Raw genomic sequence first — 21,947 nt, 5'->3', positions numbered from 1 at the left:
GACATATTCCGCTACTGAGGAGTCCACGACGTGTCCATCTACCTGACGGAATTCTTGACCGTTGCCCTGATTCACCTGCTGGCGGTGGCCAGCCCCGGCCCGGATTTCGCCGTGGTGGTACGCGAGAGCGTGACCCATGGCCGGCGTGCCGGCACCTGGACCGCGCTGGGCGTCGGCACGGCGATCTTCCTGCATGTGGGCTACTCGCTGCTGGGCATCGGCCTGATCGTGTCGCAATCGATCGTGCTGTTCAACGCCCTGAAATGGCTGGCGGCGGCGTACCTGCTGTATATCGGTTTCAAGGCCATTCGCGCCAAACCCGCCCAGCCCGCGCCGGACGACCTGGCCTTGCAGGCGGGCGAGCGCACCGCCCGTGGCGCCTTCACTTCCGGTTTTGTGACCAATGGCCTGAACCCCAAGGCGACACTGTTTTTCCTCTCGCTGTTCACCGTGGTGATCAACCCGCATACGCCGCTGCTGGTCCAGGCCGGCTATGGCGTCTACCTGGCGGCGGCCACCGCGCTGTGGTTCTGCCTGGTGGCGATGCTGTTCAGCCAGCAGCGCGTGCGTGCCGGTTTCGCCCGCATGGGCCACTGGTTCGACCGCACCATGGGCGCGGTACTGATCGCCATCGGCGTGAAGCTGGCCTTCACCGAGATGCATTGATCGCGCTGAACTGATTCAAGGCGTTCAGGTAGTCGCGTGGGTTGTCGCCGAGCAGGCGGCGAAACATCGAACTGAACGCCCGGGCGCTGCCATAGCCCAGGACCTTGGCCACGTGCTGCACGCTTTCCCCGGCGATCAGGCGTGGCAAGGCTTCCATCAGGCGTAGCTGCTGGCGCCAGGCATTGAAATTCATCCGCACCTGCTGCTGGAACAGCCGCGCGAGGGTCCGTGTACTGGCGCCGACCTGCTGGGCCCAGTCCTCCAGGCTGTTGGGATGATCCGGGGCTTCCAGCAGGGCCAGGCAGATCCGTTGCAGGCGCCGGTCCGTCGGCATGGGGATGTGCAGCGGCAGGTTCTCCAGGGCGGCCAGTTCCTCCAGCATCAGTTGCTGGATCAGCGGGTTCCGCGCCTGTTCCGGCCCCTGCACCGCCCGTACGATCAACTCCCGCAGCAGCGGCGTCACCGCCAGCACGCAGCAACCCTGCAGGTTGGCCGGCGAATACTCGGCCGCGACAAATAACGACCGCATGCGCACCTCGCCGCTCATGAAAATCTCATGCTCGACCCAGGGCGGAATCCACACCGCGCGGGTCGGCGGGATGATCCACGCGCCCTCGGCGGTCACCAGGCGCATCACTCCAGACACGGCATAGAGCAACTGCGCTTCCCGATGGACGTGTAGTTCCTGGTGCGCGCCGTCGACGTAATCGCGGGGGTAGGCGCTGATCGGGCCGTGCAGGAAATGGCTGATTAACATGTCCGATTCCACAAGTCTGTCTGGTTTGATGAGTTTGTTGGCAGAAATGCGTTTTGTGGCCAATTTAGCATGACGGACCGATAACACTCCTGAAGCGTGCCGTGATGAACCAACCCCGAAACGTAATCCGCTACATCAACGCAGCCCATGTGATCGATCACATGTTCATGCTGATTTTTCCCGCCGCCGTGCTCGGCATGGGCCAGACCTTCGGTCTCGACTTCGCCCGGATGATCGGCCTGTCCCTGGGCGGCTTCATTGCCTTCGGTGCCTGTTCGCTGCCGGCCGGCTGGCTGGGGGACCGCTGGAGCCGACGCAGCATGATGCTGCTGTTCTTCTTCGGGATCGGCGCCGCGTCGATCTTTACCGGCCTGAGCAGCACGGTGCCGATGCTGACCCTGGGGCTGACCCTGATCGGTGTCTTCGCGGCGATCTACCACCCGGTAGGCACCGCGATGCTGGTGAGCTATGCCCGCAACCGTGGCCGTGAAATCGGCATCAACGGCATGTGGGGCAACCTGGGCGTGGCGTTTTCGGCGCTGGTCACCGGCTTTCTGGTGGCACAGTTCGGCTGGCGCTCGGCGTTTATCCTGCCGGGGGCGGTGTCGATCCTGCTCGGCGTGCTGTTTGCCTGGCAGGTGCGAGAAGAACCGATCCCGCTGCAACCTCACGTGAAACCGCGCAGCGCCAGCGGCCAGCAGATCTCCATGGTCATGGTGTTCGGCGTGCTGGCCCTGGTCACGGCCACCGGCGGGGTGGTGTTCAATGCCACCACCATGACCTACCCGAAGCTGTTCCAGGAGCGCCTGCACGAGTGGCTCGCTTCGCCGCAGTTGCTCGGCGTGATCGTCAGCCTGGCCTATGCCTTTGGCGCGGTGGCGCAGTTGAGCATCGGCCGGATGCTCGACCGCATGAGCCTGAAATGGCCTTTCGTGGTGCTGACCCTGTGCCAGGCGCCGTTGTTGTTCGGCCTGGCCTATGTCGACGGCCTGTCGGTCATGGTGCTGGGGGCGGCGCTGATGTTCGTGGTGTTCGGCCAGGTGACGGTGAATGACGCCATGGTCGCCCACTTTGTCGCCCCGCAGTGGCAATCCCGGATCTTTGCCTTGCGCTACTGCCTGTCGTTCGGGGCCAGCGCGACGGCCATTCCGTTGATCGCTTTCGTCGAGCCACGCCAGGGTTTTGCCGGTTTGTACCTGATCCTCGGCGGCTTCGCCGCGCTGACGTTCGTCGCCGCGCTGGTGTTCCCGCGAACCCCGGCCCGGCAGCCGGCGGGGCAGGTGGCCTGAGTCTTGGCGGCGGTTTTCGTGGACGCCGGTGCCAAGCTGGCCTTCACGTTTGTCTGCAAATCATTCCTTTGGGCGATTTAGTGAGTGCGCGACGGCTCTAGAGTGCCTATCTTTAGCCTTGCCCGTGCACTCAGACCAAGGAAGCTCCATGTTGCAGACTCGTATCATTCCGCCCGCCGAAGGGGCTTATCAATACCCACTGTTGATCAAGCGCTTGCTGATGTCCGGCAGCCGCTACGAGAAGACCCGCGAGATCATCTATCGCGACAAGCTGCGCTACAGTTATCCGACCTTGAGCGAGCGGGTCGCCCGCCTGGCCAACGTCCTGACGGCGGCGGGGGTCAAGGCCGGCGATACCGTCGCGGTGATGGACTGGGACAGTCATCGCTACCTGGAGTGCATGTTCGCCATCCCGATGATCGGCGCGGTCATTCACACCATCAACGTGCGGCTCTCGCCCGAGCAGATCCTCTACACCATGAATCACGCCGAGGACCGCTTCGTGCTGGTCAACAGCGAGTTCGTCGGCCTGTACCAGGCGATTGCCGGGCAGTTGACCACGGTGGAGAAGACCCTGCTGCTCACCGACGCCGAGGACAAGAGCGCCGAGTTGCCGAACCTGGTGGGCGAGTACGAGCAACTGCTGGCGGCGGCGAGCCCGGTCTACGACTTCGAGGATTTCGACGAGAACTCGGTCGCCACCACCTTCTACACCACCGGCACCACGGGTAACCCGAAAGGCGTGTATTTCACCCATCGGCAACTGGTGCTGCACACCCTGGGCGTGTCGACCATCATGGGCAGCATCGACAGCGTGCGCCTGCTGGGCACCAACGACGTGTACATGCCCATCACCCCGATGTTCCACGTGCACGCCTGGGGCCTGCCATACGTGGCGACCATGCTCGGGCTCAAGCAGGTCTATCCCGGTCGCTACGACCCGGAACTGCTGGTGGAGCTGTGGCGCAAGGAAAAGGTCACCTTTTCCCATTGCGTGCCGACCATCCTGCAGATGGTGCTCAACGCCAAGGCGGCGCAGGGCACCGACTTCAAGGGCTGGAAGATGGTCATCGGCGGCAGTGCGTTGAACCGCACGCTGTATGAGACCGCCAAGAGCAGGGGCATTCAACTGACCGCCGCCTATGGCATGTCGGAAACCGGCCCTCTGGTGTCCTGTGCCCACCTCAGCGAAGAGTTGATGGCCGGCAGCGAGGACGAGCGCACCACCTACCGGATCAAGGCCGGCGTGCCCGGGCCGCTGGTGGAGGCGGCGATTGTCGACGATGAAGGTAACTTCCTCCCGGCTGACGGCGAGACCCAGGGCGAACTGGTGCTGCGCGCGCCCTGGCTGACCGAGAGCTATTACAACGAGCCGCAGAAGGGCGCCGAGCTCTGGGCCGGCGGCTGGTTGCACACCGGCGACGTGGCGACCCTCGACAGCCTGGGGGTGATCGACATCCGCGACCGGATCAAGGACGTGATCAAGACCGGCGGCGAATGGATCTCCTCCCTGGCCCTGGAAGACCTGATCAGCCGTCATCCGGCGGTACGCGAAGTAGCAGTGGTGGGCATCGCCGATCCGCAATGGGGCGAGCGTCCGTTTGCGCTGCTGGTCCTGCGCGAGGGTCAGCAGATTGGTGCCCGGGAACTCAAGGAACACCTCAAGCCGTTCGTCGAGCAGGGGCACTTGAGCAAGTGGGCGATCCCGAGCCAGATCGCCGTTGTTACTGAAATTCCCAAGACCAGCGTCGGCAAACTGGACAAGAAGCGCATCCGCATCGACATCCTCCAATGGCAGGCCAGCAACAGCAGTTTCCTCTCGACCCTCTGAGGTGTCCCGCCACGCCCGAAAGGGCGTGGCAAGCCCACCAAGCAAGCGCTTGGCTTGGCAAATTCTAATTTTCAGTCATGCTTGCCCGCCGGTATTTACCGGCTTGGCGAACGCATTGTTGTTGCAGTGATCCCCAGCGTGCAAATCACACTTTAGAGGGATCAAGCGGTACTACCCGCTGGCTATAGTCCGCTGACGGATTTTCAGGAACGCGGCAAGCGATACACCGCGCCGCGACTTCGGGCGATTGATGGGAGTGTCTGCTGCCCTTTCGCCCGGGGCATTCCTGGAAGTGCTCACTGCCATAACAATAAAGCACATGGAGTAGCTCGATGATCTCGTTAAACCCGTTCTGGCGCCGGGCGAAGCTGCCCTTGGCTGTCAGTCTCGCCTCTACGCTCGCCGGTCCCGCCTTTGGCGTCAGTTTCAATGTCGGTGAAATCGAGGGCAGCTTCGACTCGTCCCTGTCGCTGGGGGCCAGCTGGTCGACGCAGAATCCTGACAAGAACCTGATTGGATCGAACAACGGCGGCCATGGTCTTTCACAAACCTCCGATGATGGTCACCTGAACTTCAAGGCTGGGGATACGTTTTCGAAGATATTCAAGGGGACTCATGACCTTGAATTGAAATATGGCGATACAGGCGTATTTGTTCGCGGCAAATATTGGTATGACTTCAAGCTGCAGGACGAAGACCTGAGATTCAAGAATGTCAGCAACGATGGGCGCAAGGAGGCTGCCAAGTCCTCCGGTGGCGAGATTCTCGATGCCTTCGTCTATCACAACTACAGCATTGCCGACCTGCCGGGTTCGGTGCGGTTCGGCAAGCAGGTGGTCAGTTGGGGGGAAAGTACCTTCATCGGCGGTGGTATCAACTCGATCAACCCCATCGATGTATCGGCATTCCGTCGCCCGGGTGCCGAGATCAAGGAAGGCTTGATTCCGGTCAACATGTTCTATCTGTCGCAGAGCATCACCGACAACCTGTCGGCTGAAGGCTTCTATCAGATTGGCTGGGACCAGACGGTTGTCGACAACTGCGGCACGTTCTTCTCACAGCCGGATGTGATCGCCAATGGCTGTAACAACAACCTGGCGGTGTTGAAGACCCAGAACGGATTGAACAGTTCCCTGGCCGCCGCAGGCCTGCCCGCGGCGTTGCGCGGCGCAACCTTGAACACGCTGGCCGCCAAGGGGGTGACCTTTGGTGATCCTGACGAAGGGGTGATCGTGCGTCGGGGACCCGACCGCAAGCCAAGCGACAGCGGTCAGTTCGGTTTTGCCGCGCACTATATGTTCGAACCGCTGGACACCGAGTTCGGCGCTTATTTCATGAACTATCACAGCCGTAACCCGATTTTCAGTGGCAAGGGGGCCCCGGCAAGTGCCTACAGTGGTGCCGGCCTGGTGGGTTCGCTGGTCGGCGCCGGTGTCCCGGCGGGTGTTGCGGTCGGTCTGGCGCCCAGCTTGTTGCCGCTTGTCGTGGCGGGCAACTCCAGCTATTACGTGGAATACCCTTCGGATATCCGTCTTTATGGGTTGAGTTTTTCCACGACCTTGCCGACGGGCACGGCGTGGAGCGGTGAGGTCAGCTATCGACCGAATGCGCCGGTGCAACTCAATACCACGGACATTCTCTATTCCGGCCTGACGCCGTTGAACCCCAGCGTGTCGGTCTTGCAGGGCCAGCCTGGCCAGGATCAACCGGGTTACCGGCGCAAGGAAATCACCCAGGTACAAACCACCTTCACCCATTTCTTCGATCAGGTGATGGGGGCCGAGCGCTTGACCGTTGTGGGTGAGATCGGCCTGACCCACATGGGTGGTCTGGACAGTCCCACCAAGGCCCGCTATGGGCGCGACCCGAGCTATGGCCCGGGCCCGCTACCCAATGGCCAGTGCGTCGCGTTGAACGCGAGTACCTTGGCGGGCGCCGCGCAGAACAACCTGAGCCGCTATTGCGAGAACAACGGTTTCGCCACCTCCGACTCCTGGGGCTACCGCGCTCGCGCGATCTGGGACTACAACAACGTTTTTGCCGGTATCAACCTCAAGCCCAGCGTGGCCTGGTCCCACGACGTCAGCGGTTACTCGCCAGGGCCCGGCGGCAACTTCGAGGAAGGCCGCAAGGCGGTCAGCCTGGGTCTGGAAGCCGAGTATCAGAACACCTACACGGCCAACCTCTCGTACACCAATTTCTTTGGTGGCAAGTACACCACCGTGGATGACCGTGACTTCGTGGCGCTGAGCGTCGGCATGAACTTCTAAGTACGTTGCATTTGAAGGAAGAACAACAAGATGAAAATCACCAAGAATCTGCTTCAGGTCGGTGTACTGGGACTGTCGTTGCTGGCCAGCAGCGTGATGGCGGCGGTGTCCGCCGACGAAGCGGCGAAACTGGGCAGCAGCCTGACCCCGATGGGCGCGGAAAAGGCCGGCAATGCCGCCGGCACCATCCCGGCCTGGACGCCGATGGCGAAGACCATCGGCAGCGTCGACGGCAAGGGTTTCCTCTCCGACCCCTACGCCAATGAAAAGCCACTGTTCATCATCACCGCGCAGAACGTCGAGCAGTACAAGGACAAGCTGGCGCCGGGGCAATACGCGATGTTCAAGCGTTACCCGGAGACCTTCAAGATGCCGGTCTACCCGTCCCATCGCGGTGCCACCGTGCCGGATGACGTGTTCGCCGCGATCAAGGAAAACGCCACCAAGACCAGTCTGGTCAGCGGCGGCAACGGTCTGGAAAACTTCAAGACCGCCGTGCCCTTCCCGATTCCGAAAAGTGGCGTGGAAGTGATCTGGAACCATATCACCCGCTATCGCGGCGGCAGCGTGACCCGCCTGGTGACCCAGGCCACGCCCCAGGCCAACGGCTCGTACAGCCTGGTGTACTTCCAGGATCAGTTCGTCTTCCGCGACAAGATGAAGGACTACGACCCGGCCAGCTCGGGCAATATCCTGTTCTTCTTCAAGCAGAAGGTGACCGCGCCGGCGCGCCTGGCCGGTGGCGTGCTGCTGGTCCACGAAACCCTCGACCAGGTCAAGGAGCCGCGTTCGGCCTGGGTCTACAACGCCGGCCAGCGTCGCGTGCGGCGTGCCCCGCAAGTCTCCTATGACGGCCCGGGTACCGCCGCCGACGGCCTGCGCACCTCCGACAACCTGGACATGTACAACGGCGCGCCGGACCGCTACGACTGGAAGCTCGTAGGCAAGCAGGAGATGTACATCGCCGCCGACAGCTACAAGCTCGACTCGCCGCAACTCAAGTACGACGACATCATCAAGGCCGGGCACATCAACCAGGACCTGGCGCGCTATGAGTTGCGCCGCGTCTGGCACGTGGTCGCGACCCTGAAGGAAGGTCAGCGCCATATCTATGCCAAGCGTGACTTCTACATCGACGAAGACACCTGGCAGGCGGCGGTGATCGATCACTACGACGGTCGCGGTCAACTCTGGCGGGTGGCCGAAGCCCATGCCGAGAACTACTATGACAAGCAGGTGCCGTGGTACGCCCTGGAAACCCTCTACGACCTGCAGTCCGGCCGCTACCTGGCGCTGGGCATGAAGAACGAAGAGAAGCAGGCGTATGACTTCGGTTTCACCGCCAGCACCAGCGACTTCACCCCGGCCGCCCTGCGCCAGGACGGCGTTCGCTGAAACCCGGTTGCAAGCGCAGGCGCATCCTGCGTTGAAACGCCCCGTTGATTCGGGGCGTTTTTTTGTCTGCGGGATATGTGTAGCCAAATATTTCAAGGCCGAGTCTTTTCGACAAAATTACGACAAAAAGTCTTCATTACGGTGCTTTTTACCGCTAGTCTGCGGACATCTGCCCGCCGATAACAGCCTTTCAACAAGAGCCGGCCATGACTGAACTGTCCCGTATGCAAGGTCCCATGGGCCTGGCCATACCTGCCCTGGAAGGACGTTTCTTCCGTCCGCCATTGCCGGACGGCTATGTGCTGCGACCGCGCCTGTGCGAACGCCTCGGTGCCGGGTTGCAGGGGCGATTGTTGTTGGTCTGCGCCCCGGCCGGGTTCGGCAAGAGCTCGCTGGCGGTGGAGTTCTGCCAGAGCCTGCCCGGGCACTGGAAAAGCCTGTGGTTGGGGCTCAGTCCCCGGGACAACGATCCGGGACGTTTCCTCGAGCGCCTGCTCGACGGCTTGCAACACAGTTTCCCGGGGCTGGGCAGCCAGGCATTGGGCCTGTTGAAAATGCGCCAGCGGCATCAACCCTTCGCTTTCGAAGAATGGCTGGACGGCCTGCTCGACGAACTGGCGCTGCATCTTTCCACCACCACGCCGCTGTTGCTCGTGCTCGACGACTACCATCTGGCCCAGGGGCCGGTGCTGGATCGTTGCCTGCAGTTTTTCCTCAACCACCTGCCCGCCGGTTTGCTGGTGCTGGTCACCAGCCGGCAGCGGCCGGAATGGCATCTGGCGCGCCTGCGGCTGTCGCGACAACTGCTGGAGTTGAACGAGCAGGACCTGCGCCTGACCCACGGCGAATCCCTGGATCTGTTCGAACGCCACAGCAGTTCCTTGCGTGGCGAGGCGCTGCACAACCTGATCGAGCGCAGCGAGGGCTGGGTGGCCGGATTGCGTTTCTGGCTGCTGGCCGCGGCGCAGGCCAGCAGCGACATGGCGGTGCCCCAGGTCCTGCAGGGCGGGGCAGGGCTGATCCGCGATTACCTGCTGGAGGAGGTGATCGACTGCCTGCCGCCCGAGGTCCAGGCCTTTCTCTACGACACCGCGCCCCAGGAGCGTTTCTGCGGCGAGCTGTGCGATGCGATCCGCGAGTCCCACGACAGCGCGCAGATCCTGCGTTACCTGCAATCGCACCAGGTATTCCTGGTGCCGCTGGACGAACACGGCCACTGGTTCCGTTATCACCACCTGTTTTCCGATCTGCTGCGCAGTCGTCCGCCCAGTAATGCCCTGGTCCCCGCCGCCAGCCTGCACCTGCGGGCCTGCCGTTGGTTCAGCGCCCAGGGCCTGCTCGACGAGGCGGTGGAACAGGCGCTGCGGGCCGGTCATCTGGATGTGGCGGCCAACCTGGTGCAGAACCTCTCGGAAGAGCAACTGCTGGCCGAGCAGAACGTCGGCATGCTGCTGCGCTGGAAAATGGACTTGCCCGACAGCCTGCTGGTCAGCACGCCGCGCCTGATCGTGCTCTATGCCTGGGCGTTGGCGCTGGCCTGCCAGCTGGATGCGGCCGAAGAGCTGGCGAGCCACCTGACTCACTTCCTGCCCGCGCCTTCGGCGACCGCGCAGAAGTCCATGCTCGCGCAATGGCTGGCGTTGAGCGGGATCATCGCCCGTGGTCGTGGCGATCGCCAGAAGACCCAGGCCTATTGCGGCGAAGCCTTGCTCAGCCTGCCGCACAAACGCTATGGCCAGCGTATGGTGTGCCTGTCGACCCTGTCCAACCTGGCGATTGCCGATGGCGACCTGTGGCGTGCACGGGGCCTGAATCGCGAGTCGCTGGAACTGGCCCAGCGGGTCGGCAACCCCTTGTTCGAGGCCCTGGCCCATTACGACCGGGCGCGGGTGCTCCAGGCCCGTGGCGAGGTGCTGCGCGCGCTGGATGAGGTGCGTCAGGGCTTGCAGCGCCTGCAGGGCCTGCCCACCCAGCGCCTCTACGCCGCCCGCGCGCGGCTGACGCTGTACGAGGGCTACCTGCTGATCCAGCGCCTGCAACCCGAGGCCGGGCGGATTCGCCTGTTGGCCGGCATCCACGAGGCGCGAGCCTGCCGTGATATCAGCGTGTTGGTGGGATACTGCGCCATTGCCAGCGAGGAAGGGCGCAACGGCGAGTTCGCCAAGGCCTTTGCCGAACTGGCCGAGGCCGAGCGCTTGATGCATATCTGGGATGTGCCGCCGATCTACTACCTGGCGATGATTACCCTGCTCAAGTGCCAACTGTGGCTGGCCCAGGGGCGCATCGACCTGGCCGAGGCCTGGCTGGGGCGCCTGGAGCAGACCTATAACGGCGATCGGCCGGCCGCGGCGCCTGAATTCCACCTGCAACTGCCCTTGCATATCCAGTTGCAGCAGGCCCAGCTCGATGCGTTGCGGGGGCCGCCGGCGGCCGCGCAGCAACGGCTGTCGAAGCTGGTGGAACAGGGGCAGGCCTGCGGCAGCCAATTGCTCAGCGTGATGGCCTGGAACCAGTGGGTGATGCTGCTGCTGGCGACCGCCCGGGAGGCTGAAGCCCGGCCGCTGTTCGCCCGCGCGGTGGAGGCCACCACGGGGGGCGCGCTGTTACCGTTCCAGCCCCTGGCGCAGGCGCATCCGGGCTGGATGCGTGAGCAACTGCTGCAAGGTCCCGACACGTCCCTGCGGCAAAGCCTGTTGGCGCTGCTGCCGGCCCAGGCCGTGCGCGAGTCGACGGAGGTCTTGCAGCCCTCGCAGCCTATCGAGAGCCTGAGTACCCGCGAGCTGGCCGTCCTGCACTTGATCGCCCAGGGTTGTTCGAACCAGGAGATCAGCGACCAGTTGTTCATCTCCCTGCATACGGTCAAAACCCACGCCAGTCATATCAACAGCAAGCTGGGGGTCGAGCGGCGCACCCAGGCCGTGGCGCGGGCGCAGGAGCTGGGGTTGCTGGGCGAGTCGCGCTGACTGGAAAACACCACGAACCCTTGTAGGAGCCGGCTTGCTGGCGATGAGGCCGGGACATCCACCACCTCTTCTGCGCGGCAAACATCGCCATCGCCGGCAAGCCGGCTCCTACACGTTCGCGCCTGCCTGGAGGTTTACCGCTCGGTCAACGAATCGTCGAAGAAGTTTCGGCGGGGTGGCTATGTGCCTTGCGTCAGCTATAACCAATATACGTCTGCGTTCCTTATGCGACGCCTTGGGCGCCTGGATGCTCGCGCGGACGTGAGAAACGGGGCCACGTCAGCGCTCTTTGGTCATGAATTACAAAGGAATTGCCTGGGAGCAAGGAATGCGCGAGACCACATTTAGCCCTGCTCCGGTCGTTCTGATCGTCGATGACCAGGCGACTGACGCGCTCATTCTCAGGGAGTCGGTACGCGATCTGGCACAGGTGCATGTCGCCACCAGTGGCGAAGAAGCGCTGAGGGTGGCGCGTCAATACCGTCCCGATGTGGTCCTGCTCGATATCGAGATGCCCGGCATGAACGGCTTCGAGGTCTGCAAGGCCTTGAAGTCCGACCCCAAGCTGTCCGACGCCGCGGTGATTTTCGTCACCTCCCATGCCCAGGCCGATTACGAACTCCAGGCCCTGGGCTACGGCGGCATCGACTTTATCCAGAAACCCTTGAATATCCCGGTGGCCAGGGCGCATATCAACGCCCATATCACCTTGCGCAACGAAGCCAAGCGGCTGGCCAATCACGATGCCCTGACCGGCTTGCCCAATCGCATGCTATTGCAGGACCGCGCCGAGCAGGCGCTGAAAATGGCCCGGCGCAATCGCGGGCGGCTGGCGCTGCTGTTGCTGGATCTGGACAACTTCAAGGCCATCAACGACTCCATGGGCCATTCGGTCGGTGACCAGATGCTCAAGTACGTGGCCACGCGCTTGTCGACGATGCTGCGCGGCATGGACACGCTCAGTCGGCAAGGCGGCGACGAGTTCATCATCCTGCTGTCGGAGGTGGACGGTTTCGAGGCGGTGGGCAATTTTGCCGAACGGGTGCTGACCAGCATCTCCAGCCCGTTTTCGCTGCAGGGCAATCGCTACGACCTGAGCGCCAGCATCGGCATCGGCGTGTTCCCGGAAGACAGCGACGATCTGGAGTCGCTCTACCGGCATGCCGACGCCGCGATGTACCAGGCCAAGCAGGCGGGACGTAATCGCTACCTGTTTTTCTCGCCGGGTATCGAAAGCAGCATGCGCGCCCGCCACCTGCTTGAACGGCATATGCGCGCGGCCATCGAGGATGGGGTTTTCGAGGTGTTCTACCAGGCCAAGGTCGATGCCCGGGAACACCGGGTGGTGGGGATGGAGGCGCTGATCCGCTGGCGCGACGGCGACGGCAACCTGGTCTCCCCGGCGGACTTCATTCCCCTGGCGGAGGAAACCGGGCTGATCATCCCCATCGGCAAGTACGTGCTGCTCCAGGCCTGCAAGGACACCCGCAAACTCCACGAACTGGGTTACCGGATCTGCGTCAGTGTGAACATCAGCGTTGTGCAGTTTCGCGAGGAGACGTTCCTGGGGATGGTCAAGGGCATCCTGCATGACTCCGGCCTGGCGCCGCAATGGCTGGAACTGGAAATCACCGAAGGGGTGCTGGCCCGGGACATCGACAACGCCCGTGAAACCCTGATGGCGCTCAAGGCGCTGGGCGTGCACGTGGCCATCGACGATTTCGGCACGGGTTATTCGAGCCTGGCCTATCTCAAGCGGTTTCCCATCGATGTGTTGAAGATCGACCAGAGCTTCGTGCGTGACATGCTCAGCGACAAGAGCGACCTGGCCATCGTCGAGGCGATCATCAAGTTGGGCCAGGCGCTGAGTCTGGAGCTGGTGGCCGAAGGCGTGGAGACCCCGCAACAGGCCGAGATGTTGCTGGAACAGGGTTGCCGGATCATGCAGGGCTATCTGTACTGCCGACCGGTTCCGTTTACCCAGATATGCACTGTGTTGTCTTCATGGCCGCGAAGGGCATGAGGGCCGCGGGGCAGATCGCCAACGATCGATACCCCCGATCCCGGGATCGTACGACTCAAGGGAGCCTGCGTTGAAACGAACTCGCCTGTATGCCCTGAATGGGCGCGTCACCCTGCTCCTGGCCCTTGGGCTGGTGGCGACTATCGTGGGATGCCTGATCCTGCAGAACATTAATGAGCAACGCACCCACGAAGCCCTAGCCGCCACCGCGGAAAGAGCGATGCAGTCGGTGGTGAGCCGGTTGCAGTTGTATCAGTTCGGGTTGCGCGGTACCCGTGGCGCGATTATCACCGCCGGCGAGGAGAGCATGACGCGGGAGACCTTCCACCGCTTCAGCCAGATGCGCGACGTGTCCAAGGAGTTTCCCGGCGCCCGCGGGTTCGGCTTTATCCGGCGGGTGTCACCCCAGGACCTGGATGAGTTTGTGCGGCGGGCCCGGGCCGATGGTGTGCCGGACTTCAGCATTCACCAGTTTGCGCCCCATGAAGGCGACCTTTATGTCATCCAGTACCTGGAGCCGAACACCGACCGCTCGGCGGTGTTCGGCCTGGATATCGCCTCGGAGGCTGACCGGGCCGAAGCGGCACGCAAGGCCGCGCGTACGGGGATGGCGCAGATCACCGCGCCGATCACGCTGGAGCGCTCGGTGGGCAAGGAGGAACAGTCCTTCCTGATTCTGTTGCCGATCTACAAGAACGGTATCGTGCTGCCCACCGAGGCGGAGCGAGAGGCGGCGATTGTTGGCTGGGGCTATACGCCTTTGGTGATCGAGAATGTGCTGGACGGTCTGGTGCCGCCAGGCGAGGCCGTCAACCTGCGGCTCAAGGACATCAGCGTACCGGGGGGGGCGGAGCAGTTTTACCAGACGACCTCCGAGTCGGGCGTGCAGCCGACGGGTGTGATGACCTATACCCTGGAGCGGGACGTCTTCGGCCGGCGCTGGCAGGTCGAGCTGGAGGCACTGCCGCTGTTCGTCGAGCACTTGCACCTGGTGTCGCCGACGGTGGTGTTTTTCCTCGGCGTCCTGGCGAGCCTGCTGGTGGCCGCGCTCGCCGCTATTGCCGGGGTCAGCTCCCAGCGTCGGCTCCAGGTGATTGCCGAACAGGCCCGGTTGGCCTTGATCGTCGAAGGTTCGGCGGATGCAATCATCGGCAAGACCCTGCAAGGCGTCGTGACCAGTTGGAACAGCGGCGCGCAGAACCTGTTGGGCTATACCGCGGAGGAAGCGGTGGGCCAGCCGCTGGTGAACCTGATCGTCCCGCCCGAGCTGGCCGCGGAAGAGCTCAATATCCTCGCGCGTATTGCCCTTGGTGAATCGATTACCAACTTCGACACCCTGCGCCGCCGCAAGGATGGTCGCAGCGTCAGTGTTTCGGTGAATGTTTCGCCCATCCGCGATGAAAGCGGCCGGGTGATCGGTGTGTCCAAGATTCTGCGTGACATTACCGCGCAGAAGGCCGCCGAAGCGCGGATTCTCGAACTCAACTCCAGCCTCGAGGTGCAGGTGGCGACGCGCACTTCGGAACTGCGGCGGATCAACCTGCTGTTCAGCAGTGTGCTGCGTTCGGCCTCCGAGGTGTCGATCATCGCCACCGACCTGGACGGCATGATCAGTGTGTTCAACGAAGGTGCCGAGCACATGCTCGGTTATCGCGCCGAAGAAGTGCTGGGCAAGGTCACTCCGGCGATCCTGCACGTCGAGCAGGAACTCATCGACCGTGGCGCCGCGCTCAGCGCGGAGTATGCGCAGGTTATCGAGGGCTTCCGGGTCCTGGCCCACAAGCCGGAGTTCGAGCACTCGGAAACCCGCGAGTGGACCTATGTGCGCAAGGATGGCTCCCATGTACCGGTCAGCCTGGTGGTGACTTCCCTGCGCGACGACGAGGGGCAACTGACCGGCTATCTGGGCATCGCCATCGATATCACCCAGCGCAAGGCCGCCGAGCATGGGTTGGAAGTGAGCCTGCAGTCGGCCCGGGTGATCCGCGATCAGTTGCTGATGGCCGCCGACGTGGCCGAACTGGGTATCTGGACCTGGACGCTGGCGGACGATTCGTTGCAATGGAATGATCGGATGTTCGAGTTCTACGGTCAGCCGTTGAGCTTGCGCGACAATGGACTGAGCTATGCGCATTGGTACGAGCGGGTCCACCCCGAGGATGTCGATGCGGTGGCTGCGCAGTTGGCGGCGCTGGTGGACGGGGAGGGAGTCTATGACCCGATTTTCCGCGTGCTGGGGCCGGATGGGCGGATTCGTTTCATCCAGGCCGGTGCCCAGGTCGAGCGTGACGCCCAGGGGCGGGCGCTGCGGGTGACCGGTATCAACCGCGACATCACCGCCCAGCGCGAGCTGGAATCGCACCTGCTCCAGGCCAAGAACCAGGCCGACAGCGCCAGCGCGGCCAAGTCGTTCTTCCTGGCCAACATGAGCCATGAAATCCGCACGCCGATGAACGCCGTGATGGGCATGTTGCAGTTGGTGCAGCACACCGACCTCAATGCCCGCCAGCGCGACTACGTGGTCAAGGCCCAGACGGCGGCCAAGTCGCTGTTGGGCCTGCTCAACGACATCCTCGACTACTCCAAGATCGAGGCCGGCAAGCTGCGCCTGGACCCGCACCCCTTTGAGCTCGAACCGCTGATGCGGGACCTGGCGGTGGTGCTGGCGGGCAACCAGGGCCGCAAGGAGGTCGAGGTGATGTTCGACCTCGACTCCGACCTGCCCGGCAGCCTGGTGGGCGACAGCCTGCGCTTGCAGCAAGTGCTGATCAACCTGGCGGGTAACGCCCTGAAGTTTACCCAGCAGGGCCAGGTGGTGGTCAGTATCCGGCAATTGAAGCGCTCGCAGGACTCCGTGAGGATTCGGATCGAAGTGTGCGATACCGGCATCGGTATCAGTGCCGAGCAACTGCAGCGCATCTTTGACGGCTTCACCCAGGCGGAAGCCTCGACCACCCGCCGTTTCGGCGGTACCGGATTGGGGTTGGTGATTTGCAAGCGGCTGGTGGGGTTGATGGGCGGTGAACTGCTGGTCGAGAGCGAGGAGGGGGTTGGCAGCCGGTTCTGGTTCGATATCAGTCTGGAGATGGCCCGCAACGAACCCCTGCGGCTGTCATGCCCGGGTGTCGATTCGACGATGCGCCTGCTGGTGGCCGACGACAATTCCATGGCCTGCGAACTGCTGTTGCGCACCGTGCGCTCCCTGGGCTGGACGGCGGATACGGTCAGTGGTGGCACGCTGGCGGTCGAGAGCGTGCGCAAGGCGCAGCAGCGTGGCGAACCCTACGACGTGGTGCTGATGGACTGGCGCATGCCGGACATGGACGGCCTCAGTGCCGCCCGGCTGATCAGTTTGCAGGAGCAGGCCGCGCCGCCACCGATGGTGATCATGATTACCGCCTACGGGCGCGAGGTCCTGGCGGATGTGCATCACGAGGGCGATGCGCCGTTCGTGGGCTTTCTCACCAAGCCTGTGACGCCCCGGCAGTTGGCCGATGCGGTGCAGCGCGCCTTCAGCAACAACGCGCCGCTTCCCGAGGCGCTGCCCGGGCCTGCCCGGCCCCGGCGCCTGGCCGGCTTGCGCTTGCTGGTGGTGGAAGACAACGCCCTCAACCGTCAGGTTGCCGACGAACTGCTGAGGGGGGAGGGCGCCCAGGTCAGCCTGGCGGAAGGCGGGTTGGAGGGCGTCAGCCAGGTCCTGTCGACGTCGACGCCTTTCGATGCGGTGCTGATGGACATCCAGATGCCGGACATCGATGGCATGGAGGCGACGCGACGGATTCGCCGGCACCCGCACTTCGCCCTGTTGCCGATCCTGGCGATGACCGCCAACGCGTCCAACAGCGACCGTGAAGCCTGCATGGCGGCGGGGATGAACGACCATGTGAGCAAACCCATCGACCTTGAACAACTGGTGCAGACGCTGCGGGTCCAGACCGGGCGCGAGGCGCCTCAGCCGCTGATGATGAGCGCGGCGCAGAGCCCTTCGACGGACTCGCTGATCGAGGCGCGCCATTCGATCATGGGCCGCTTCGGGGGCAATCTCGAACTGATCTGCACGGTCTTGTACAGCTTTGGCGCGGAGCTGGAAAAACAGCTGGCGTTGCTGCCGGAGCACGTGCAGGACCGCGACGGGCCGGCGGTGGCGGCGGTGCTGCATGCGATCAAGGGCAGCGCCGGCACCGTGGGCGCGCAGGCCTTGTCGCTGCGTGCCGGTGCCCTGGAGCGCGAGCTGTTGCATGGCGATGCGGCGGCGGTGGCGCGTGTACTGGAAGATCCGCAGTGGTTGCCGGAGCTCAAGGAGATGCTGGTGCGCAGTGTCGAGCAGTTGAAGGCGACCTTTGGCACGGGGTATCGCGGGGAGTCGACCCGGGAGGTGGCTTCAGGGCCATTTTCCTGAGTCATTGCGAGGGGCGGTAGTGGACGAGGTGGACTGCGCCCTTGTACTTTCTCGGCAGATTACCCCGGTCGGTCGAGACGTTCGGATGACGCGGGGGAGAGTGTCTGACAAGTCCATTGCAGGAACACCCATGAACCCCGCAAAGCCCGCGCTGATCCGCGAAACCTTCCCGGTCGGCCCCTTGCAGTGCAACTGCACCCTGATCGGCGATCCGCTGACGAAAAAAGCCATCGTCGTCGACCCGGGTGGCAACCCGGAGTTGATCCTTGCCCGGCTTGAGGCCCATGGCCTGAAACTGGTCAGCATCATCCATACCCACGCGCACCTGGATCATTTCCTGGCCTCCGGCCAGTTGAAGGAAAAAACCGGCGCCACCCTGCATCTGCACAAGGACGACCAGTTCCTCTGGGACAACCTGGAAATGCAATGCAACCTGTTCGGCGTGCCTTACGTGCCGGTGCCGTCGCCGGACCAATGGCTGGCCGATGATGAAGAACTGGCCTGCGGCTGTGGCGTGGCCTTGCATACCCCGGGGCACACGCCGGGTTCCATGAGCTTCTGGTTTTCCGAGGCTAAACTGTTGATCGCCGGCGACACGCTGTTTCGTCGCGGGATTGGCCGCACCGATTTGTGGGGTGGCGACCACGCCACTCTCGTGCGTTCGATCAAACAGCGCCTGTACACGCTGGACGAAGAGACGACGGTGGTCACCGGGCATGGCCCCAACACCCGGTTGGGCGAGGAGATGCGGGAGAATCCTTTCGTTCGCGGCTGAAAGATTTCATGGAATTTTTGCCGTTCGTCATGTTCCAACGCCTGCAACGGTCCATTGCCAACGTCCATTGCACCTCATATGAGTAGGAGCTTGATTCATGTTCACCACGCGTCGCTCGATTATCCTTGCTACCGCCGTCGCCCTAGTGTCCGGCTGTGCATCGCAACAAAACCCCTATGACAACCAGGGACAGGCACAGCAGCAGCAACAGGGCTCGGGGGGCATGAGCAACACCGTCAAGTATGGCGGTCTCGGCGCACTGGCCGGTGCCGCGGCCGGTGCGCTGATCGACCACAAGAACCATGGCAAGGGCGCTATGATCGGTGGCGCCCTGGCCGGTCTGGCAGGTGCCGGTTACGGCTACTACGCCGACCAGCAGGAAAAGAAACTGCGCGAGAGCATGGCCAACACCGGTGTCGAAGTGCAGCGCCAGGGTGACCAGATCAAGCTGATCATGCCGGGTAATATCACCTTCGGCACCGATTCGGCGGATATCTCCCCCAGCTTCTACCAGCCGCTGAACAACCTGGCCGGCTCCCTCAAGGAGTTCAACCAGAACCAGATCGAGATCGTCGGCTACACCGACAGCACCGGCAGCCGCCAGCACAACGTCGACCTGTCCCAGCGTCGTGCCCAGAGTGTGGCCACCTACCTGACCTCCCAGGGGGTGAGCGGGGCCAACCTCTCGGCCCGCGGTGCCGGCCCGGATAATCCGGTGGCCAGCAACGCCGACGTCAACGGCCGGGCGCAGAACCGGCGGGTGGAGGTCAACCTGAAGGCGATTCCCGGCCAGCAGTACGGCCAGCCGCAAGGTCAGCAACAAGGTCAACAGCAGTACCAGCAGCAAGGCCAACCGCAATACCAGCAGGGCCAGCAGTACGGTCAGCCGGTGCAGCAGTACCCTTGATCGCCTGACTGAACCCCAGGCATGAAAAAGCCCGCCCGATCACTGATCGGGCGGGCTTTTTATTGATAGCGGGAACCGGCTTACTTTTTCAGGCCGTAATGCTCATCGAGCATGCCGGGCGCATTCGGCGCCTTGGGCGCGTAGTCGCGTGGCGGCTCCTGGCTGCGCGGTGGCGTCAGGCGCTCCCGTGGGCTCTGTACCGAATCGGCATGCAGGGCGGCGAGCAGGCGCTGGCGGGTCAGATCGTCCAGGGCCAGGCGGTTGGCGCCCTCGGAGAGATGGTCTTGCACTTCCTGGTAGCTCTGGCTGAGTTTTTTCACCAGGCTCGCGGTGCTGTTGAAGTGGGTGACCACTTCGTTCTGATAACTGTCGAAACGTTCCTGGATATCGTCCAACTGACGCTGCGTGCTGCTCGGGGCGGCACTCGGCACCAGACGGGCGATCAGGAAACCAATGGCGACACCCGCAACCAGGGCAAGAGTCGGTAACAACCAAACTAAGAGCGAGTGTTCCACGAGTCCTTCCTCTATAAACGGCTTTGCTTTACGTTAACGGCTCGGACCTGCGCTGTATACCGCGATCTTAAGGTCGCAGTGATGTCAGGCACAGACTTTTAGCTAGACGAGTCGACCCCTTGAGAGGTCACGGAGTTCCTTCCTTGCTGATGCGTGAAACCCCTGTATTGATCGATGGCCCCGTCGGCCAACTGGAAGCCTTGTACCTGGACATGCCCGAGCCACGGGGCCTGGCGCTGATCTGTCACCCCAATCCGGTGCAGGGCGGTACTATGCTCAACAAGGTCGTTTCGACCCTGCAACGCACCGCCCGCGATGCCGGCTTGATCACCTTGCGCTTCAACTATCGCGGTGTTGGCGCCAGCGCCGGCAGCCACGACATGGGCAGCGGCGAGGTCGATGACGCCCAGGCCGCTGCGCAATGGCTGCGCGCACGGCACCCGGACCTGCCCCTGACCCTGCTGGGCTTTTCCTTCGGCGGTTTCGTCGCCGCGAGCCTCGGCGGCCGCCTGGAGGCCCAGGGCGAAACCCTGCGGCACCTGTTCCTGGTGGCGGCGGCGGTCATGCGTTTGCGTGCGGTCGACCGTCTGCCGGAACGCTGTCCGCTGACCCTGATCCAGCCGGAAACCGACGAAGTGATCGATCCGCAGCTGGTCTATGACTGGTCTGCCGCGCTGCAACGTCCCCATGAGCTGCTGAAAGTGGCAGAATGCGGACACTTTTTTCACGGCAAGCTGACCGATCTCAAGGATCTGATCCTGCCGCGCCTCTCGAATTGAACAAGCGATCACCCATGACCACACGTACGCGCATCCTCACCGGTATCACCACCACGGGCACGCCGCACCTGGGCAACTATGCCGGCGCGATCCGCCCGGCGATCCTCGCCAGCCGCGACAGCAACGCCGATTCGTTCTACTTCCTGGCCGACTATCACGCCCTGATCAAGTGCGATGACCCGCTGCGCATCCAGCGCTCGCGCCTGGAAATCGCCGCGACCTGGCTGGCCGGTGGCCTGGATGTGGACCGTGTGACCTTCTATCGCCAGTCGGATATCCCGGAAATCCCCGAGCTGACCTGGCTGCTGACCTGCGTGGCGGCCAAGGGCCTGCTCAACCGCGCCCACGCCTACAAGGCCTCGGTGGACAAGAACGTCGAAGGCGGCGAAGACCCGGATGCCGGGATCACCATGGGCCTGTACAGCTACCCGGTGCTGATGGCCGCGGACATCCTGATGTTCAACGCCCACCAGGTGCCGGTCGGTCGCGACCAGATCCAGCACGTGGAAATGGCCCGGGACATCGGCCAGCGCTTCAATCACCTGTTCGGCCAGGGCCGGGAGTTCTTCGTGATGCCCGAAGCGCTGATCGAGGAGAGCGTCGCCACGCTGCCGGGCCTCGATGGCCGGAAAATGTCCAAGAGCTACGACAACACCATCCCGTTGTTCAGCAGCGCCAAGGAACTGAAGGACGCCATCTCGCGCATCGTCACCGACTCCCGCGCGCCGGGCGAAGCCAAGGACCCGGACAACTCGCACCTGTTCACCCTGTTCCAGGCGTTCTCCACCCAGGCGCAGGCCGCCGAGTTCCGCGGCGAACTGCTGGCGGGCCTGGGCTGGGGCGAGGCGAAGAATCGCTTGTTCAGCCTGCTGGACAACGAGCTGGGCGAAGCCCGCGAGCGTTATCACGAACTGATCGGCCGTCCGTCGGACCTGGAAGACATCCTCCAGGCCGGGGCGAAGAAGGCCCGCAGCGTGGCCACCCCGTTCCTCGGCGAGTTGCGCGAGGCGGTGGGCCTGCGCTCGTTCGTCAACCCGACCCAGGTGGCCGCGACCGCCAAGAAGAAAGCCGCCAAGGCCGCGCGCTTCGTCAGCTTCCGTGAAGACGACGGCAGCTTCCGCTTCCGCCTGCTGGCCGCCGATGGCGAACAGCTGCTGCTGTCGCGGCACTTTGCCGATGGCAAGACCGCCGGCGCGGTGACCAAGCAATTGCAGTCCGGCCAGGCCCTGGATATTCGCAGCGAGGCCGGTCGCTTCAGCGTCTGGCTGGAAGGCGAGTGCGTGGCCGATAGCGCGGACTTCGCCGATGACGCGTCGTGTGACGCGGCCATCGAGGCATTGCGAGTCGCGCTGACCCCGGCGCAGGACTGATCCGAGGC

General features: G+C 63.4%; 14 protein-coding genes. 12 read left to right on the top strand and 2 right to left on the bottom strand.

Annotated features, from left to right (window positions below; genetic code table 11):
* The first annotated feature begins 36 nt into the window (after positions 1 to 36).
* Positions 37 to 666 (top strand): LysE family translocator, encoded by a 630-nt coding sequence (locus tag UCMB321_RS22755; RefSeq protein WP_040070851.1) that lies wholly within the window; start codon positions 37 to 39, stop codon positions 664 to 666.
* Here UCMB321_RS22755 and UCMB321_RS22750 read toward each other — a convergent pair.
* Positions 650 to 1,423, bottom strand: a complete 774-nt coding sequence (locus UCMB321_RS22750) for an AraC family transcriptional regulator (protein WP_040070806.1) — start codon at positions 1,421 to 1,423, stop codon at positions 650 to 652. The two genes, UCMB321_RS22755 and UCMB321_RS22750, sit on opposite strands and share 17 nt — an antisense overlap.
* A gap of 104 nt (positions 1,424 to 1,527) precedes the next feature.
* Between UCMB321_RS22750 and UCMB321_RS22745 the strand changes: the two genes are divergently transcribed.
* The 9 genes from UCMB321_RS22745 to UCMB321_RS22705 all read left to right on the top strand — a co-directional run bounded on the left by UCMB321_RS22745 (position 1,528) and on the right by UCMB321_RS22705 (position 19,275).
* The gene (locus UCMB321_RS22745; protein ID WP_040070804.1) at positions 1,528 to 2,712 is read left to right on the top strand and encodes an MFS transporter; all 1,185 of its coding nucleotides are present in this window, start codon (positions 1,528 to 1,530) and stop codon (positions 2,710 to 2,712) included.
* 148 nt (positions 2,713 to 2,860) lie between these two features.
* Positions 2,861 to 4,543 carry a fatty acid--CoA ligase gene (locus UCMB321_RS22740; RefSeq protein WP_040070802.1) on the top strand — a complete coding sequence of 561 codons (1,683 nt, stop codon included), beginning with the start codon at positions 2,861 to 2,863 and terminating at the stop codon, positions 4,541 to 4,543.
* A gap of 332 nt (positions 4,544 to 4,875) precedes the next feature.
* Positions 4,876 to 6,813, top strand: a complete 1,938-nt coding sequence (locus UCMB321_RS22735; RefSeq protein ID WP_040070801.1) for a DUF1302 domain-containing protein — start codon at positions 4,876 to 4,878, stop codon at positions 6,811 to 6,813.
* Positions 6,814 to 6,843: 30 nt separating this feature from the next.
* Positions 6,844 to 8,208 carry a DUF1329 domain-containing protein gene (locus UCMB321_RS22730; protein WP_040070799.1) on the top strand — a complete coding sequence of 455 codons (1,365 nt, stop codon included), beginning with the start codon at positions 6,844 to 6,846 and terminating at the stop codon, positions 8,206 to 8,208.
* A gap of 206 nt (positions 8,209 to 8,414) precedes the next feature.
* The gene (locus UCMB321_RS22725) at positions 8,415 to 11,171 is read left to right on the top strand and encodes a winged helix-turn-helix domain-containing protein (protein WP_040070798.1); all 2,757 of its coding nucleotides are present in this window, start codon (positions 8,415 to 8,417) and stop codon (positions 11,169 to 11,171) included.
* Positions 11,172 to 11,499: 328 nt separating this feature from the next.
* On the top strand, positions 11,500 to 13,194 hold the full coding sequence (locus tag UCMB321_RS22720) for a two-component system response regulator (RefSeq protein WP_040070797.1): 1,695 nt from the start codon (positions 11,500 to 11,502) through the stop codon (positions 13,192 to 13,194).
* A 70-nt stretch (positions 13,195 to 13,264) separates the two neighbouring features.
* Positions 13,265 to 17,593: a PAS domain S-box protein gene (locus UCMB321_RS22715; protein ID WP_040070796.1), complete on the top strand. Its 4,329-nt coding sequence runs from the start codon at positions 13,265 to 13,267 to the stop codon at positions 17,591 to 17,593.
* A gap of 130 nt (positions 17,594 to 17,723) precedes the next feature.
* Positions 17,724 to 18,368 carry an MBL fold metallo-hydrolase gene (locus tag UCMB321_RS22710; RefSeq protein WP_040070795.1) on the top strand — a complete coding sequence of 215 codons (645 nt, stop codon included), beginning with the start codon at positions 17,724 to 17,726 and terminating at the stop codon, positions 18,366 to 18,368.
* 97 nt (positions 18,369 to 18,465) lie between these two features.
* A complete protein-coding gene (locus UCMB321_RS22705; protein WP_040070793.1) occupies positions 18,466 to 19,275 on the top strand; it encodes a YiaD family glycine zipper/OmpA-like lipoprotein in 810 nt (269 codons plus the stop codon).
* 80 nt (positions 19,276 to 19,355) lie between these two features.
* Here the strand turns inward: UCMB321_RS22705 and UCMB321_RS22700 are convergent, their stop codons facing one another.
* On the bottom strand, positions 19,356 to 19,790 hold the full coding sequence (locus UCMB321_RS22700) for a Z-ring associated ZapG family protein (RefSeq protein ID WP_040070791.1): 435 nt from the start codon (positions 19,788 to 19,790) through the stop codon (positions 19,356 to 19,358).
* A gap of 149 nt (positions 19,791 to 19,939) precedes the next feature.
* Between UCMB321_RS22700 and UCMB321_RS22695 the strand changes: the two genes are divergently transcribed.
* Together UCMB321_RS22695 and UCMB321_RS22690 are read left to right on the top strand one after the other, a co-directional pair.
* Positions 19,940 to 20,569 carry an alpha/beta hydrolase gene (locus UCMB321_RS22695; RefSeq protein WP_040070850.1) on the top strand — a complete coding sequence of 210 codons (630 nt, stop codon included), beginning with the start codon at positions 19,940 to 19,942 and terminating at the stop codon, positions 20,567 to 20,569.
* A gap of 14 nt (positions 20,570 to 20,583) precedes the next feature.
* Positions 20,584 to 21,939, top strand: a complete 1,356-nt coding sequence (locus tag UCMB321_RS22690) for a tryptophan--tRNA ligase (protein WP_040070790.1) — start codon at positions 20,584 to 20,586, stop codon at positions 21,937 to 21,939.
* Positions 21,940 to 21,947 lie beyond the last annotated feature (8 nt).

Origin of the sequence: Pseudomonas batumici (assembly GCF_000820515.1) — a bacterium.
Lineage (GTDB): Bacteria > Pseudomonadota > Gammaproteobacteria > Pseudomonadales > Pseudomonadaceae > Aquipseudomonas > Aquipseudomonas batumici.
Note: the sequence above shows the minus strand (reverse complement) of the source record. Positions and strands in the feature narration are given on the sequence as shown.